The sequence below is a fragment of the Konateibacter massiliensis genome (assembly GCF_900184995.1).
Lineage (GTDB): Bacteria > Bacillota > Clostridia > Lachnospirales > Lachnospiraceae > Lachnotalea > Lachnotalea massiliensis.
In genome coordinates, this window is sequence record NZ_LT860099.1 from 1,588,330 (window position 1) to 1,606,448 (window position 18,119).

Sequence of the window (18,119 nt, forward strand, 5' to 3'; positions counted from 1 at the left end):
CAAACATTTTGTCTTCTATTGCAATACACCTAATTATTCTACAACTGAATACTTTACTGCCTTAAGTCCTAAATCATCAACTGTTAAAGTAGAATCGTTTTTGATTTCGATTTCACCGGCTGCAAGCTTTCCGAAAATAGTATCGTAGTCATCTGATGAGAAAGTAGTAAACTTAGAAGTATCCATAGGAAGACCTACACCGTCATTTGCTGCGCTGAACGTAGTTGTCTGTCCGCCGGCAAAAGCACCGTCATATTCAGACTTAATTCCGTCATACACAGATACGGATAATTTCTTCATTGCGGAAGTGATTACGGTAGCTGATTCAGGAGACTGGTCAACGTCAACACCGATTACAACCTTACCGCTTGCCTCTGCTGCTGCCATTACAGAGTTACCAACTCCGCCACCGCAACCAAAGATTACTTCAGTACCTGCACCATACCAGGAAGCTGCCAATGCCTGAACCTCAGGAGTTGCATCAAATCCACCTGTATAGTTGTAAGAAACTTCAACAGAGTCAATTCCCATTTCATTTGCTGCATATTCAGCACCCTGAAGGAATCCGTAACCATAACGAATAACTGCCGGAACTGCCATACCACCCATGAAACCAAGCTTTGTATAGCCTTCTTTTACTGCTGCATAACCTGCTAAGAAACCTGGCTGATCTTCCTGGAATAAAATAGCCATTGTGTTATCTGCTGTCTTATACTCAGAATAATCTGCATTGTGTGGTTCACCATCTAATAAGATGAATTTTACATCCGGATTTAAGTCCTGTTCAATGAAAACTGCCTCTTCAAATAAGTATCCAGGGCAAACTACGATTTTTGCACCGCCTTCAATTGCAAGCTCAATTGTCTCTGCATAGGAATCGGTTGTCTTTTCTGCCGGCTGGTAGTATTTATATGTCTTTCCGCTTTCTTCTGCGTACTGAACTACACCTTCCCAAGCGCCCTGATTAAAGGATTTGTCATCGATTGTTCCGATGTCTGTAACAAGTGCAAGCTCATAGCCTTCTGCTGATGCCTCGCTCTGTGCAGCTGTATCATCTGTTGCTTCTGCTGCATCTGTTGTCTCAGTTGTCGTTGCAGTTGAATCCTTTGCAGGCTCAGTTGTTGTAGTGTTTGAGCTGCCGCAGCCTGCTAGAGAAGCTACCATACAGCCTGCTAAAACCAATGATAAAAGTTTCTTTTTCATAATAAAATATTCCTCCTTAATAGTGTGGGTCGATAAACGACATTTTTATAAATTAATCTCCAAGTCACTTGTACTCAGATTTAACCTATCTCTTCTATGCCGTCCGTGGCATAAAATTGGCTATCTTTAAGTTACCTTATATCTTAAAAATAGCCACGTTGCTATACAAAATCTTACGTCTTGTCATAAAATATTATTTTTCTTTATTTTAACATTGTATCGGTATATAGTCAATACTTTTGTTAATGTATGTGAACATTCTAACATTGTAATTGCGTTTTTTGTTCAAAAATGTTAAAATATTCACATCAAGTTATGATTATACAGCTTTTCAAACCCACTTCAGAAAGAAAGCGGTGACTGTTATGAGTAAAAAATATGAACGCATGAATCACTTAATCAAAACTCTTAAAGATATGCAGGGGGCCTCGGTAAAGGAGCTTGCTGCTAAATTTAATGTGTCCGAAATGACAATTCGAAGAGATCTTGATACCTTGGTCAGTCAGAATATTGTCAGAAATCAGTATGGCGCTTTCTTTTACAATAAGGAAATTTCCGGTGCCGCAGACCTTCCTGAAGATTATTATGCATTGGACAATGCCGTTACTTCCCGCATTGAGGAAAAAAAGCGTATCGGAACCTTTGCCGCTTCCCTGATACAGGAAAATGATATTTTAATCATTGATACCGGCTCTACTACCGAATTTCTTGCAAGGGCGATTCCCTCCGACATAAGGACCACCGTTCTTTGCTACAACCGCAACATTCTAAATCATCTTGTCAATAAAGAGAACTGCTCCATTATTTTTGCAGGCGGCTATTATCATGCCAACACAGAGATGTTTGAGAGTGCGGAAGGTCTTTCCCTTATCAGCAGCACCCGCGCAAACAAAGTATTTATCTCTGCCGCAGGCGTTCACGAGGCATTGGGTGTGACCTGCGCAAACAACTATGAAATTGCGACAAAAAAGGCAATTTTTAAATCGGGTGTCGAAAAAATACTTCTCATGGATTCCGGTAAATTTTCCATCGTGAAATCCTCCTATTTTGCAGACCTTGAGGATTTTGACGTAATCATAACAGACAGCGGCATTTCGTCCGAATGGATCAAACTTATCCGCTCCAAACATATTCCGCTTCATATCGTATAACAATTCAGCCATACTTGTATAAAGCTTTTAGAAATTCAGTTGAAAAACCTTCTCACATATATTATAATCTTTAACTAGCCAAAGAATTTGAACGCCCAGTGAATGAAGGAGAATACAACACATGAGCATATTAAATGTTGAGAACTTAAGTCATGGCTTTGGAGACAGAGCCATTTTTAATAATGTATCTTTTCGCCTCTTAAAAGGGGAACATATCGGATTAATCGGTGCAAACGGTGAGGGAAAATCAACCTTTATGAATATCATAACCGGAAAACTTATGCCTGATGACGGAAAGGTAGAGTGGTCAAAAAATGTGCGTGTCGGCTATCTCGACCAGCACACGGCACTGGAAAAAGGAATGACCATCCGTGACGTACTAAAATCTGCTTTTGCCTTTTTGTTTGAAATGGAAGCCACAATGAATTCCATCTGTGACAATATGGGTGATGCCTCCGAGGAAGAGCTTTCCCAGATGATGGAGGAACTTGGTGTCATTCAGGATTTACTCATGGCACATGACTTTTATGTTATCGATACAAAAATAGATGAAATCAGCCGTGCTTTTGACCTTGATGAGCTCGGACTCGACCGTGATGTAACGGATTTAAGCGGTGGTCAGAGAACAAAGGTACTGCTCGCCAAACTTTTATTAGAAAAGCCTGACATCTTGCTTCTGGACGAGCCGACCAACTACCTTGACGTGACTCATATCGAATGGCTGAAACGCTACTTGCAGGAATATGAAAATGCCTTTATTCTTATTTCCCATGATATCCCGTTTTTGAACAGTGTTGTCAACCTCATTTATCATATGGATAAGCAGGAATTAAACCGCTATGTGGGCGATTATGATAAGTTTCAGGAAGTCTATGCCATCAAAAAGGCACAGCTTGAAGCGGCATATAACCGTCAGCAGCAGGAAATTGCCGATTTGGAGGATTTTGTTGCCAGAAACAAAGCGCGCGTTTCGACCCGTAATATGGCGATGTCCCGCCAGAAAAAGCTGGATAAAATGGACAAGATTGAGCTTGTCCGCGAAAAGCCAAAGCCGGAATTCCACTTCTTGAACGCTCGTGCTGCCGGCAAATATATTTTTGAGACAAAGGATTTGGTCATCGGCTACGATGAACCGCTCTCAAAACCTCTCAATCTCGCAATGGAGAGAGGGCAGAAAATTGTCCTGACCGGTGCAAACGGTATCGGAAAAACAACCCTTTTAAAAAGTATCCTCGGTCTGATACCGCCGATAAGCGGAAAGGCTTCTCTCGGTGATTATTTGTATATCGGTTACTTTGAACAAGAGATGTCCGCCGGAAACTCTTCTACCTGTATTGAGGAAATATGGAAGGAATTCCCTTCCTTTACCCAGTATCAGGTTCGCTCTGCCCTTGCAAAATGCGGTTTAACCACACAGCATATCGAAAGTCTTGTCCGCGTCCTAAGCGGCGGTGAGCAGGCTAAAGTCCGTCTGTGCAAGCTGTTAAACAAGGAAACGAATATCCTGCTTTTGGACGAGCCTACCAACCACTTAGATGTCGATGCAAAGGATGAATTGAAGCGTGCATTAATGGAATATAAGGGAAGCATTCTCCTTATCTGCCATGAACCTGAGTTTTACGAAGGACTTGCAACCGATGTATGGGATTGCTCCAAGTGGAGTTTAAAAATATAATTTAGTTACCCGTTCAGAGCCAAGCAAATTTGATAAGGAGTATGCTTAGGAATTCTCGCATTCCTAAGCATACCCTTTATTAAATTTATTTGGCGGATACGCCACATCTCGAAAACACGTAATGTTTTCGAGATGTGGCTCTGAACAGTTATCTCTCTCAACTACTTTCAACTTTCCAATTCTTGAATTTGGACAAAATCTTTTCCATAGTTCCAGCACTTTCCTATTACCTTTCCGGTAGATAAATATTGGGCATTCTGAAACTCAAATAAAACCGGACTTATTTTTTCATAATCAACTTTCCCTTTTTCATTCAAATATTCTTCCTGCACATAGGTGTGAATCGGTTTAAGAATATAGTTGTTAAATGAACCAACTTCAAATACATCCACAACCTTACACTCCATAGCAAGGGGGGCTTTATCAATAATTGGTGCTGCTTTTAATTCCCCAAAATGGTATTTAAAAACATCAGATTTATCCGTTTTTGCTCCTTTTGCAATTCCACAATAATCTGCTGCTTCTAGCATATCCTGATTAACCAAGTTCACTGAAACCGCATGGTTATTTTTTATTCCCTGATTTGATAGTTCATGGTTTTTATCTACACTAATTAGTAAAATTCCGTGGTCCACGACACCAACATGCGCAATCGTCAGCCAGTTTACTCTGCCATCCACCACAGTTCCGCAAACAGTCACTGGGGTTGGATATAATCCCATGACTGAACCAATATTTTTTTGCATAATAAAATCTCCTTCTTTTTTCTAAATTTTTATGTACATATCCATCTTTTGCAATTCAATATATTATTGTCAACTAAAATATGCTTTTCTATATTCCTCCTCATAATAGTTTTGTTGTATTAAGAATCGATTCATGCTATTATAGTAACACATATTTTTGTTTTAACAAGAATGCACCTTTTTGATATGTAGTACCCCAAAAGATAGCGAGGAGATAAATAATGATAAAAAGTGAAACATATAGTTGTCCTGTAGATGCTGCAATAAGTATCATAGGTGGAAAATATAAGGTTGTTATTTTATATCACTTAGCCGATGGAACTTTAAGATTTAATGAATTGCAGAAACTAATTCCAAATGCCACATCAAAAATGCTGACCCAACAGTTAAGAGAGCTTGAAAGAAGTGGTTTAATCTCACGTACAGTCTATCCTGTTGTTCCTCCGAAAACCGAATATAACTTAACAGATTTTGGCAAAACCCTTATGCCGGTATTAGAAGAATTGTGTAAATGGGGCAAAACTTATATATTTGAAGACAAAGAGTAAAATAAAAAAATCGGCTCTACAATACACAAGGACAGGACTCGAAATAACGGTCCTGTCCTTGTGTAACTATCAATATATTTTATATTTTAAAACTCTCTACAATTCCTCCCAAATCCTCCGTGGAATATTCCAGACTTTCAATGACCTTTGAAAGTTTTTCGGTTTGTCTGTTGATATAGGACACCAGCTCCAGTACTTCCTTGCTGCTTTGCTCGCCCACCTTCGAATTTTCTTCATTTTGTTTTCCCATGACAATGATATTCTCTCTCACTTCATTCATCATGCCTGACTGCTCTGACATCATCTCTAAAATATAGGAAATTGTCTTTGAGATATCCATAATCAGCCCCACTGCTTTCATACTTTCCGTTGAATTTTCAATACTTGTTTTTACCTTTTCCTCAATTGCAGAAATACTTACATTTGTCTCATTAATCTCATTTTGAATTGCATAAATTAACTTGGTAATCAGCATTGTCGCGCTGTTTGTCTCTTCTGACAAGCCTTTAATTTCTCCTGCCACCACAGCAAAGCCTTTGCCTACTTCCCCTGCTCTTGCCGCTTCAATTGTGGCATTCAAGGCAAGAAGGCTCGTCTGCTTGCTGATACCGTTTATTGTGCTGATAATCTGCGTAATTTCCTTTGATTGGGTTTCCAGAGAAGAAATGCTTTTAATTGCCTTTACCATTGCTTTTTCAAGCTCTGCATTTACCTGTTTGGCTTCCTCCTGAACCTTTGCGGGATCATTTTTAAAGACAGTGGCAGACATCGTCTTTTCTTTCATGTTGTCTACCAAATGGTTCAATTCCTCATTTTGCTCCAAACTGTCGGCAATTTTATTTACTTCTTGCTGCGTCTTATAAAACAAAATATTTTGCTCCATTGAATTGTTGGACAAAGTGTTCACCATGTCTTCTATCGTTCTCATGCTCTGTTGAATTTTTTGGTTGGAGCTGGATACTGTTTTCACTGTCTTTTGCGAGGTTTTTAGTGAGCTTTTCACTCTTTTTATCATATTCATCTGGTTGCTGATAAACTTGTTAAACCAGCGTATCAACTGCCCTATCTCATTTGTGGTTTCCATCGGCAGACGTTTTGTCAAGTCTCCTTCTCCCTCTGCTATATTCCAAAGAGTGTTTGTCACATTGTTAAGAGGATTAACAATTGTTTTTTTGCAAATAAAATATGTTACAAAAATAGTATATGCCACAATGAATAAATCCGAAGCTATCTGGTTTCTCAGTATGCCCTGCAATGCATACTGAATTGGGAATGCGGATGCCGCCAAAATTCCAAAGTAGAGAGGCAGTCTGCGGCTTAAATGAGAATAATGGTAAATGTCCTCAATATCCCCTTCACACATCATTCCCCAAACCTCATCCGAATACGGAGGTTCTATCGTGGTTCCCTTTCCTCCTACCATGATATGGCGATAATCCGGGTATCCTGGCCAGCAATCCATATTTTCTCCGTTTGTTATTGTGTTTTGTACACCGGTATGCAACCTCCCCGTCGCCGGGTCCGTAAATACGATTTCCAGCTCCGTGTGCTCCTTTATCTTTACAAAGCCCCAATGCTTTGTTTTAATTCCATCCTTCAAATTATCACCAAGCGAAAATGTCTGATCCTCAAACCGGCTTCTGGATATCGCAGTTCCCTGTTCTATTCCTCTGTTGTTTTTAATCATAAACAGGTAGTTATCGCCGGAATCTTTATAAATATGGGTATCCTCCTCCTGTATCACATTACTCATATCATCATTTAACACACGGGCAAACAATATTTGCATTTCTCCATTTAGCTCAAGAGGCATTGAAAAAAGCAGCGTTACCTCGTCAAAAAAAGGCTTATCCGACAAATCCAAGTCTAACGTTTTTCTATCACAATAAGGTCCATACATATAGTTTTCATTTTTTAATCCTTTTTCAATGTTTGGAAACGCGGATAAATCTTCTCCGACATGTCTCGCGAAGGATGACACAGACACCCTCCCCTTTTTATCTGCCAGAAACACTTCAACCATTGTCTGTGAGCGTTTTTGTGCATCATTTATAATCTCCTGTATTACCTCTTTTGTCCCCTGTGAGGAAATTAAATTTCTTTTTATGATATCAAGCTGCAGCCAGCAGTCCTGAAACCAGTTTTCCAATGCCGCCTTTCGCCCATTTGAAATACCTTCAAAAATCTGTTCTGCCTGTGCTCTCATACCCCGGTTATTAGCATACCTTATTTTTTCTCTCATAGTTTTGTCTCCTGTGTGTTATCTTTTTTGTAATTGCTTATGTAATAAAGGATTTGCCACCGCACATCCTCGCATCGAAGTTTGCCAGCGCAACCGGCATCTTCTTTTCACGAAGCGTGCATAATATTTTTTGCATCATAGAAAACTTGTAGAACTTTCCTAATAATGCAAGACAAGAACGTGTGAGCTTACTCACACTTCGCGCCCGAGCGGGTTGCGATGCAGCTCCTTTCTTTCCGCGAGGTGCGCATAATAATTTTTATATCATAGGAAATTTGTAAAACTTCGTATAATATAAAAAAGGACAAAGAATGCCTGTATGACATCTTTGTCCTTTTATTGGGTTATATTATATTGCAATTCATAAAATATTACAAGCGTTTTTTACCAAAAAATACGCTTCTCTCAGTCTTCCACACTTAAATGCATCTTGGCATGTTATTTCTACTTATACCAGGCTCTCCAAAACTTTCTTAAGCTGACCGACTTCCTCCTCTGACAAGGTTACGCCCTTTCCCATCTTTTCATGCTCCGGTGCCCAATCTCTAATATCATACTTTGGTGCCGCCCCATTCCACGAAATTTTATTCAGTTCTTTTCTCCAGCCTTTTGCATTTTCGGAAAGAACTCCGATTTCTTCTACGATCTCATATTTAAATTCTGTTGGCATTGTTTTATTCCTCTTTCTCTACTTCACCGTTACCTTGCAGGTTGCCTTCTTCCCACTGGCACTGGTTACAGTGATTGTCACTTTCCCTTTTTTCTTTGCTTTGATTTTACCGTTTTTATCAATTGTCGCTACCTTAGTGTTGCTGCTCTTATAGGTAAGCTTATCAGTCGCGCTGATTGGGTTCCTCGTAACAGCAAGTTTTGCTGTTTTTCCCTTGTTTAGAGTGATTTTATTTGTCCCCACTATTAATTTTTTAGTCTTAACTTGAGAATTTACCACTCTTATCTTGCAAGTTGCGGTTGCCCCACTTTTCATGGTTACCGTAACTGTTACATAGCTTTTTTTAGCCTTAATACCTTTTAATACAATTGTCTGACCACTCAGGGACGCTTTTAATACCTTTGTGTTACTGCTCTTTACGCTGGCAATTTTATCACCAGCAAGCTGGTTTGTCTTAAGTTTTAATGTCTTTATTGTTTTCCCTTTTTGGAGGTCAAATTTGGTGGCATTTAGGGTAATTTTTCCTGTCTTAGATTCCGGCGTGGCTGGAGTTGTTGGACTGGTTGGATTGGTCGGCGTACTCGGCGTTGTTGGGTTACTTGGTGTGGCAGGGGTTGTTGGCGTCCCTGAATCTACCGTTTTCTCTAATACATTCGCGGAAAAGGTTTGAGAACGGCGGCTTGTTACGCCTCCAATCGTTGAGACCGTGGAATACGTCACTCTTACAGAGCCATTGGAAACTCCTGTAAGAACTCCTTCTTCATTGATTGTTACATTATTCCCGTCTACACTCCATGAACCTGTGTACGTTGCGTCACTTGGCAATACAGAAGCATTGAGCTGCACGCTTTGTCCTTTGTAAAGATATAAAAAACCATCGAAGAGGTCTACGTTAATCCCTTCATTTGTCAAATTAATAGATTGATTAACGATTGGTGTAGAGTAACCCTCCACGGTAATATTTACGGTTTCTACTGGCTTTCGATTTTCTACTACTTTTATAGTTAATGTATCCTCAGTATTTCCGATAATGTGTTCATTTAAAATTCCTGCCTTTACAGCTATTTCTCCAACCTTTAAGCCTGTCAGTTTCCAACCTCCAGTTACCTCTTCAACTGAAACGTAACCGTTACTTCCGCTAAAGTAATCAATTTCATAATACTGATTAAGATTGTCTGGTGTTATCTTAATATCACTCTTGCTGACCATATAGCTTTCACCTACATTGAGTGCTATCTGATTATTTTCAATTCCTGTAAAGCTGACAGTTGGAGTATATTCTTCTTGGTAGTAGTATTTAACATCCGTTTCATAAACGTTTAAATATTCTTCCGCTACACTACCTGGAACAATATAAACAGTCATAGATATATTTGTTTCTCCCTCAAATATTCTATATGGAGCCTCTAATCCGAATTCTGTTACACTTGCTGGTATTATGACACTTGAAGCACTGCAAGCATAAAACGCATCTTCCTCAATTATCTTGCAGCCATCCTTAACTACAATTTTCTCCATATTCATACAAGCTGCAAAAGCACTTCTTCCTATAACATCTACCGTTTCTGGTATAATAACCGACTTTATATTCTGATTATAGTTAAAGGCACTTCTTCCTATCTTTGTAACCACATACCCATCACCAACTATACTTGGAATTTCAAGTTCTGCATCTAATCCAATATAACCGGTTATGGTTGCTTCATTTTCATTTAGGGTATAAGTATATTCCTCCGTAGCCGCTTTTACGTCAGTATGAAAGATAATAATGGCTCCCAGCATAAGTAGCATGATTCCTAATTTTTTTGTGATTATTTTCATCTATATCCCCCCCCTTATATCCCCTTTTTTCATTATATCATGCTACTTATACTTTTGCCTACAAAATAAAATACATCCCATCCTTAAATTTGATTATGAAGTTAGTTTCTTTTTTCAAACACTTTCTTTCTCATCCTCTTTTTTTAAGCTACCTTTTGGGTCAATCTTCATCTTCTACATAAACAATATTACTGTCTTTCTTTAGTAGCTTTTCATAATCTCTCTTTTCAATCCGAACAAGCAAATCACACTCCTCATGAAACTTCTTAAATACTTTTGAAAATACCAGTTTATAGCTATTCGTTTCTGCTTTCATATAAATGAACTTTGATATTTTCACTACATATTTATCTTTTACTTTTAAGGCTCTTGTCCTTCCCAAAAGCCTCCATTCCCCTTCTCCATTCTTATTGTACACCTTCACATTAGGAAGCAATAAGAAAAGAATAATGAGAAATAATCCGGTGCCTCCAAGAATGGCTCCGATTGGAAACCTCTTATCTGTCCTTAGAGTCTCTCCGGTGTTTTCCGGTATTGTTTTTACTTCTTTAGCCGGTTCTTCCTTTATTTCCTCTTTCGACTCTTCTATCCGTTCTTCTTCAGTTAAAGTAACAGGAGTCGGTCGCGGCGATATTGGAGTTTTTGGGGTATGCGGTACTACTGCTGATTCTTCTGTTGGATTACTCGGCTCTTCCGGAGTTGCCGGGGTTGTCTCTTTTTCATAGACCGAAATCGGTGTGTTTGTATAAACGGTATCTTCATTTTCGGTATAGGATAAATCAATTTTATCCTGAGATAGCGGAAGCTTCGTTCCGTTTAAGATTATATAATCCTTAATGTTTTCTTTTCTGGAATTATCGTTGTAAATTGCATCAACCACCATTCCCTTTTTCTTAAAGTTTTCCTTCCTTTGGTATTTTACTTGATTGGGCGGAACCACAACTTCAATTGCCTTTAAGCGTTTTGCCTCTGCCTCGGAAATACTTTGTATGGTTACATTTCCCGCATGATCCTTTATTGTTACCTGGTACTCACCATTTGTTAAAATATGATAATCTGACGCAAATAACTTTTGTGACTTGGCATAAGGATAACTGCCTGCTACCGTCTCATTATTCTCAATTTGAATGGTTACCGTATCGATTCCACTTAGCTGGTCACTCCCCTGTAAACTTAATAGCCGATATCCTTCACTATCCCAATCACTTGCCGGGGTAGCAACAAGAACCGGAAGCTCCTTATCAATTTTAGTAACCTTCACAACTTCTGTTATGGTGTTTCCTGCCTCATCAGTAGCTGTTATACGAAACTCCTGATTCTTAGTTGCGTCAAAAGTAAAGCTATATTCCCCACTTCCGCTATCTAAAATTTCCTGTTCCATTCCATCCAGCGTCATTGTTGCAATTTTCGTATCCGCATCGGTCGCGACTATCGTAAGTGTAGCATCTGTATTCTGCCATATAGTAGGATTTCCTTCTACCCGGATAGTTGGCATACTTCCGTCTAAATTCTTAACTTCGATTGTATCATTCGAGTATGCCGTATTCTGAACTAAGTCTGCCCCCTTTAAGCGATATATACCATTTCCACGGACCGTAAATGCAATGACTACCTTCGTTTGCCCCTGCTCCCTTACTTCCTCTTCGCCTGATTGCTCTTCTACCTCCTTAAGAGCATCTTGATTGGAAGAATGTGTAGAAATTGGAGCTACTGTTGCTACAATAACCCGCTTCCTTGCAACTTTATTCAAAAGCAGAGTATCTTCCTCTGTTTCTTGATTATCTTCTTGCTCCTGCTCAATGATTTTATACTCCGTATTAGTATCCTGCCATTCACCATTTTCATCTAACCTCTGTAGAATTGCTTCTGCAAAACCACTTTGCTTATCCTCAATTAGGGCTTGTATGATATAGCCTTTTGAAGAGCTGATATACCCCTCATCAGAGGATATTGCTTTAATTTCCAAATCTGGAGCTGCTGGGTCTACATTATCTACATCCAAAGCTTCCTCTTCTTTCATTTTTAACGTATTACCAGCTTGGTCTTCAATTTTGGTTAAATAAAAATTATTTTTATGCGTATGATACATTGCCTTTTCAATAGTTGTTTCTCCAGCGTATTCTTCTACTTTTATATCTTCGTATCTGTCTGTCTCCGCATTGTGCTCCTGTACCGCTACTGTACTAAGCCCAGATATCTCATCAGAGCCATAACTGGTCACTTCAATTCCGGTCGGCTCGTTTACCCACTGTATTGTGTTCCTCCCAATTCCAATAGTATCCGCATCCGGCAAATCCGGGTCACAATTAGTAACATATAAAACATCCGTAATAGTCGTTACAAGACCAACTCGATCCTTTACCACAATGCGATAGTATCCGTTATCTGTTACTGAAATCTCGTAATTTGCTTGGTTTACTTGTTCTTGATGCTCCGCACCACCCAAAAGAATAATTCCGAAAACCTTCACCCAGTTATATTTATTATCTTCACCCTTTTTCCAAACAACCCCATTTTCATACGTCTTCCAATCAACCTGAGTAATATTCGCCGTATACTGCAAATCTATTGTATCAATTCCACTATAAGTATCCTTTGCCCCCAGCGTAATTGTCACAGGGTCTTTTGTCCATTCCGTTGTATTTGGTATCATAGACAACTCGGTTGGTGCTGATTTATCCATTTTTATCGTCACATCTTTTGCATCAGTATTCCCGGCATAATCGGTCGCATAGGCATTGTAATTATTTTCTCCTTCTGTTGTTACATCAACATTTACTTTACTGCCTAATGTTTCATTCCCATTTACGGTAATAGACTTGATTTCTGAGCCTCCCGCGTCCGTTGCCGTAAATTCAAGTAATGAGTCTCCCTTATACCAGCCGCTTTCCTTTAAATCTCCTGTAATCGTATAATTTAATTCTGGTGCCTCCGAGTCAATATTGGTGATATTTAAGGCTGGTGTTGCGGCTGTATATCCCACATTATCCGTTGCGGTTACACGCCAATATCCATTTCTTTCTATATCAGTTGTGAATGTGCCCGCACTTGAAAATGTCTGATAGCTGCCCCAAGTTGAACCATCCGCAGAGTATTCAAGCTTTAGAGAGGAAGTAGCAATTCCTGAATAAGCATCGCTGCCTTTTATGGTAAGGGTAACTTGCTTTACCCAGCTTGTTGTATCTCCTTTTATCAATGCCACAACCGGAGCCGATGCATCTATTTTTAACGAAATACTGCCGGAGCTTTGGTTTCCTACCGAATCGCTAGCAGAATAATTGTATGTAGTCTCCCCTTCTGGTACTGTAACTGACGCGCCGGTTGTAATTGGTGTCGCATTATATTTAAGCCAACTTAATCCGCTTTGCGAATCACTCGCTGTAAATTTGAGAGTCGTGGAGCCTTTATACCATCCATTTGCCAGTTTGGTCTGTGACGGTGTGGCACTAATCGTCGGTGCAGTAGCATCAACGCTAATTGTCACGCTTTTAACATCTGAAGTTAATCCCATTTTATCTACTGCCTGGTAAGTATAAGTTGTCTTTCCCGCTCCCGGAGTAACGACGTAGTTATTTGCCTGTTCTTTTCCATCGACTAGGATATAATCAATACCACTGCCCGAATCATTTCCGGTAAAGGTTATCTTTGCACCGGAGGCATACCAACTATTTGCAGTAGTACCGGTAATCGTATGTGAAACGGTTGGTTTTGTGCTATCAACATCATCTGCCGTTGGTCCTGTGTAACCAATATAGTCACCGATTCTTTCGTTTGTTGCAACTGTTCTTCCATGTACAATATAATTTGTTTCTTTTGGGATATTGGCAACACCTAATGTTATTTCCCATGAATCACCGGAACAGTCAAAACCTGATCCTACATTCCAGCCATCACCGGTTGTGGAACCTGAAAATGTTTTCAATAGATTCTTTGGATAAACAACCGGAATATAATAATCATCCGTTCCGCTTTTTGTAATTCCGCCGACGAAAGCTACATCATCGACACCTGAGTTATCGTTTGGATCTTCAATATTGGTCCATCTGATTTTGACAACAGCATCACTGCTGTAGCAGCCTCCGTTTTTTGTCCCAGATAACAACGTAACGTTTAATGTTCCGTTTCCATATACCTTATCCCATTGTGCACTTACTGAAATTGGCACAATAAAGGCAAATAAAATTATTATTAAAAATATATGCGTCCTTATGTTTTTTCTTTTTTTCATTTCATCCCCCACTTTAAAATGGTAAGTATCTAAATATAATCCCTTGGATTATTGGATTTAATAATGTTACCGTACCGATGCTCATGATAATTACAGCAAGTAACCACATAATTATTTTTCCAACCCGATAAAGTAAATCCATCATTCCCTCAAATAGCTTACCAATCACTCTTAGCCTCATTATTTTCGTTGTTCCCTTCATCCTCTACAACCTTTTTCTCCCCCTTTTACAAAATATTGTTTTTTCCTTGCATCCACAATCTTTCACCCTATCTTTACTCACCCTCCTATCAACCGACGAAACATTGCTAATGCCGGCTCTCTCAATTCTCCATTCAACAGCGTGTTACAACCGACCGTGACAAGCACGCACAAAACAATCCAGCCGCATAACCGTACAATTCGGTATATTCCGTCTGACGTTACCTCCAAAAGCTTGGCAAAAGGCGATATTTTTTTGATGACAACTGTCTTTTCTCCTTCGTTGTCTTGTATCCTTTTCACAATAAAATCAAGCCGCTTCCTGTCCATGCGCTTTTTGACAAGTCGTTTATTGCAGCCCCTCTTTTTTCGTTTGGGCCTGCAATTAATAATTTCTCCCAATCAATCACTCCTTTTTCTGATTAAGGCAAACTTAACCAATGAATCGCTATTTAGTTTTAATTTTTATTTGGGTAATCTACGCGAAAATGCGTAATACTTGAAAGCTGAGAACCAGCTAGCTTTATATTAGCAGTCTTTTGTTTTAAAATCAACTAATTTTTTTAGAATTTTTTTTTTGCAGACCTATTTTTTGCAGACAAGATAAAACTTTAAATAGCTTTACTTGTCACAAATTGTAACAGTTCAACCATGCCATTCATAATGTGCCAGATATATAAATATATCAAATATCTTACTACATGATCAGCACATTATGAATGTAAGGCATCCGCCCTATAGAAATGATTATACAAAACGCCCTTAGAGTGCAAGCACTCACGGTCATTTTCTATAATCATTTCTGCATGGCTGAACTGTTACCGCAAATTCGTCAAAAAAAGATGCACCTCTTTGCATTCCTGCGTCAAGTGTGCATCTTTTTTAACGAATATTATTGGTTAATTTTGTTTAAAATATTATAACAGAAAGTATCAATCTGGAGTTGGTTTTCATTCGTCCTATTCTTACCCGGATCAGTGAGCGCCAAGGTCGCCAGAATTTCGCAGTCTCCTATCTCCTTTTTAAGCTTGTCAAAGCATTTTTCTGCATCATTTCCCATCTGACAAGCGAAAAGAGCAACCTTTTTTCCTGCGAGATTATGCTCTGCCAAAAAAGTCTTGATTGGAGGAGTGAAACTGCTTGCCCAAACCGGAGTGCCGATGATGACAACATCGTATTCATCTTCCTTGAAGTCATATGACTCCAGCTTTGGTTTTTCCCCAAATGTGACACTTTTTCCGCCCCAGAAAAATTTACTTATCTTTCCTGTCGGATAGTCCTTTTTGGGAATAAGACGGAGTTCCTCTGCTCCTGTCTGTTTACTTATTTTTTCTGCCACAAATTTAGTATTTCCTTCCAATGAAAAATAAACAATAGCTGCCTTCATTTTCTACCTCCAATATTTTTACTTACGCGACCAATATATAAATTCCTTTGTAACCCATATATTCCCACTTGGGATGCTATAATTGTTATTCATTGAATTGCTTTGCAATTCATACCATATCCCATTCGGGGTTATCATGTCTATCAACATTATACTAAATTACTTCGTAATTTATTTGCATCCCCATCCGGGATGGTATAATTGTCTACGACAATTATACCATACTACTGATTTTATTTCACAAAATTAATTGCATAAACATAATATGAAACATAATACGTTATAGAAGACATTACTTTATGTCGGAACAATAAATTATAAAGGGGACATAATATGTGCGGTATTGCAGGTTTTTCCAATCCATATGAGCATTATTCCAATTCTTCCAATTATTATAAAGAAATACTAAACCGAATGAATCTGGTGCAGAAGCACCGGGGACCGGACGATGAGGGCATTTATCTTTCAGACACCTTTGCCCTTGCCCATGTCCGGCTGTCGATTATTGATTTGGCTGGTGGTCATCAGCCTATGACACGTACTTATTATCATGAAAATTATACCATTATATATAACGGAGAGCTTTATAATACCGAGGAGCTCCGAAACGACTTAAAATCCAAAGGGCATGACTTTTTGACTACCTGTGATACAGAGGTTATTTTAGTCGGCTTTTTGGAATATGGACCTGATTTTGTCAAACAGCTAAACGGCATTTTTGCATTTGCAATCAGTGATGAGAGGACCAATGAGCTATACCTGTTTCGGGATCGCTTCGGAATTAAGCCGCTTTTTTATTCCATTATTGACAACACGCTTATTTTTTCCTCGGAAATAAAGGGCATTTTTGAACATCCTTTGGCGACGCCTGAGGTGGATATCGAGGGCTTAAATGAAATATTTAGCATCGGCCCGGCAAAAACGCCCGGCAAAGGTGTTTTTAAACATATCAAAGAGGTACTTCCCGGTTATTATTGCCACTATGGCAAGGAAGGTTTTTGTATGGAGTGCTACTGGAAGCTTGAGGCATGTGAGCACACCGATTCGTATGAGGAAACCGTTGCCAAAACTTCCTTTCTGGTTCAGGATTCCATCAAACGACAGATGGTTTCCGATATTCCAATCTGCACCTTTTTATCAGGCGGCATCGACAGCAGCTTGGTTTCTGCCATTTGTGCAAAAGAGCTTAAGAAAAAGAATAAGCAGCTATCCACCTTTTCTTTTGATTTTGCGAACAACAGCCGCTATTTTAAATCCAATGCCTTTCAGCCTTCCGAGGATAGACCTTGGGCGGAAAAAATGGTGAAATTCTTGGATACGAAACATATTTTTCTGGAATGTGACAAGTTAAGTCTTGCAGACAGACTAACGGATTCGGTGCGGGCACACGATTTGCCTTCAATGGCAGACGTGGATTCCTCTATGCTCTATTTTTGTTCTTTGGTAAAGGAACACAATGCAGTGACGCTGACCGGGGAATGCGCCGACGAGATATTTGGGGGATATCCGTGGTTTCATAAAAAAGAGTGCTTTGAAGCCAATACTTTCCCTTGGACGATGAATCTGGAACCGCGAAAAGCATTGCTGAGAGATGATTTTATTGAAGCCCTTCATATGGAGGATTATGTACGTGCCACCTACGAAAAATCTGTCAGTGAAACACCAAAGCTTTACAATGAGGATAAGACAGAGACGCGCAGACGTGAAATCTCCTATTTGAATATAAGATGGTTTATGCAGACGCTCCTCACCCGAATGGACCGCTGCAGCATGTATTCCGGCTTGGAGGCAAGAGTTCCTTTTGCCGACCACCGCCTTGCAGAGTATGTGTTTAACGTACCTTGGTCAATGAAATATCATAATGAGGTCGTAAAAAGCCTGCTGCGGGAAGCTTCCGAGGGGCTTTTGCCAAATGAAGTTCTCTATCGCAAAAAGTCGCCGTATCCGAAAACCTATGATCCCGGCTATGAAAGTCTGCTTGCCAAAAAACTGATTGAGGTTATTGAGGAGCCCTCCTCACCGATTCTGCAATTTATAGATAAGGCAAAGGTGTACTTTTTTATTAACACACCTTCTGATTACGGCTCGCCTTGGTATGGGCAGCTTATGGCTGCGCCTCAGCTCATCGCATATATGCTGATGATCAACGACTGGCTGCTGCACTATAAAATTAAAGTGTAAGCTCTGCTTACACTTTGCGCCCGAGTGGGTTGCGAAGCAACTCTTTCCCCCTCCACGAGGTGCGCA

General features: G+C 39.5%; 13 protein-coding genes. 4 read left to right on the top strand and 9 right to left on the bottom strand.

The window, feature by feature from the left end; translation table 11 throughout:
* Window positions 1-33: 33 nt before the first annotated feature.
* A complete protein-coding gene (locus CTY48_RS13125; RefSeq protein WP_099468933.1) occupies window positions 34-1,203 on the bottom strand; it encodes a BMP family lipoprotein in 1,170 nt (389 codons plus the stop codon).
* Between the two features lie 365 nt (window positions 1,204-1,568).
* Here CTY48_RS13125 and CTY48_RS13130 point away from each other — a divergent pair, with 365 nt between their 5' ends.
* Complete coding sequence (locus CTY48_RS13130; RefSeq protein ID WP_099468934.1) at window positions 1,569-2,354, top strand: DeoR/GlpR family DNA-binding transcription regulator; 786 nt, start codon at window positions 1,569-1,571, stop codon at window positions 2,352-2,354.
* Window positions 2,355-2,475: 121 nt separating this feature from the next.
* Complete coding sequence (locus tag CTY48_RS13135) at window positions 2,476-4,029, top strand: ABC-F family ATP-binding cassette domain-containing protein (RefSeq protein ID WP_099468935.1); 1,554 nt, start codon at window positions 2,476-2,478, stop codon at window positions 4,027-4,029.
* A gap of 167 nt (window positions 4,030-4,196) precedes the next feature.
* Here CTY48_RS13135 and CTY48_RS13140 read toward each other — a convergent pair whose 3' ends face one another.
* Window positions 4,197-4,775 carry a flavin reductase family protein gene (locus tag CTY48_RS13140; protein ID WP_099468936.1) on the bottom strand — a complete coding sequence of 193 codons (579 nt, stop codon included), beginning with the start codon at window positions 4,773-4,775 and terminating at the stop codon, window positions 4,197-4,199.
* 221 nt (window positions 4,776-4,996) lie between these two features.
* Here CTY48_RS13140 and CTY48_RS13145 point away from each other — a divergent pair, with 221 nt between their 5' ends.
* Entirely contained in the window at window positions 4,997-5,323 is a 327-nt protein-coding gene (locus CTY48_RS13145) for a winged helix-turn-helix transcriptional regulator (RefSeq protein WP_099468937.1), read from the top strand.
* 79 nt (window positions 5,324-5,402) lie between these two features.
* Here CTY48_RS13145 and CTY48_RS13150 read toward each other — a convergent pair whose 3' ends face one another.
* The 7 genes from CTY48_RS13150 to CTY48_RS13180 form a co-directional block, all read right to left on the bottom strand.
* Window positions 5,403-7,565, bottom strand: a complete 2,163-nt coding sequence (locus tag CTY48_RS13150; protein ID WP_099468938.1) for a methyl-accepting chemotaxis protein — start codon at window positions 7,563-7,565, stop codon at window positions 5,403-5,405.
* A 448-nt stretch (window positions 7,566-8,013) separates the two neighbouring features.
* Window positions 8,014-8,235 (bottom strand): YdbC family protein, encoded by a 222-nt coding sequence (locus CTY48_RS13155; protein WP_099468939.1) that lies wholly within the window; start codon window positions 8,233-8,235, stop codon window positions 8,014-8,016.
* 18 nt (window positions 8,236-8,253) lie between these two features.
* The gene (locus CTY48_RS13160) at window positions 8,254-10,056 is read right to left on the bottom strand and encodes an Ig-like domain-containing protein (protein ID WP_099468940.1); all 1,803 of its coding nucleotides are present in this window, start codon (window positions 10,054-10,056) and stop codon (window positions 8,254-8,256) included.
* Between the two features lie 160 nt (window positions 10,057-10,216).
* Window positions 10,217-14,284, bottom strand: a complete 4,068-nt coding sequence (locus tag CTY48_RS13165) for an autotransporter outer membrane beta-barrel domain-containing protein (RefSeq protein ID WP_099468941.1) — start codon at window positions 14,282-14,284, stop codon at window positions 10,217-10,219.
* Window positions 14,285-14,297: 13 nt separating this feature from the next.
* Window positions 14,298-14,486: a hypothetical protein gene (locus CTY48_RS13170; protein ID WP_099468942.1), complete on the bottom strand. Its 189-nt coding sequence runs from the start codon at window positions 14,484-14,486 to the stop codon at window positions 14,298-14,300.
* 77 nt (window positions 14,487-14,563) lie between these two features.
* Window positions 14,564-14,887 carry a hypothetical protein gene (locus tag CTY48_RS13175; protein ID WP_099468943.1) on the bottom strand — a complete coding sequence of 108 codons (324 nt, stop codon included), beginning with the start codon at window positions 14,885-14,887 and terminating at the stop codon, window positions 14,564-14,566.
* 490 nt (window positions 14,888-15,377) lie between these two features.
* Entirely contained in the window at window positions 15,378-15,872 is a 495-nt protein-coding gene (locus CTY48_RS13180; RefSeq protein WP_099468944.1) for a flavodoxin family protein, read from the bottom strand.
* Between the two features lie 333 nt (window positions 15,873-16,205).
* Between CTY48_RS13180 and asnB the strand changes: the two genes are divergently transcribed.
* The gene (gene asnB, locus CTY48_RS13185) at window positions 16,206-18,053 is read left to right on the top strand and encodes an asparagine synthase (glutamine-hydrolyzing) (RefSeq protein WP_099468945.1); all 1,848 of its coding nucleotides are present in this window, start codon (window positions 16,206-16,208) and stop codon (window positions 18,051-18,053) included.
* Window positions 18,054-18,119: the final 66 nt, after the last annotated feature.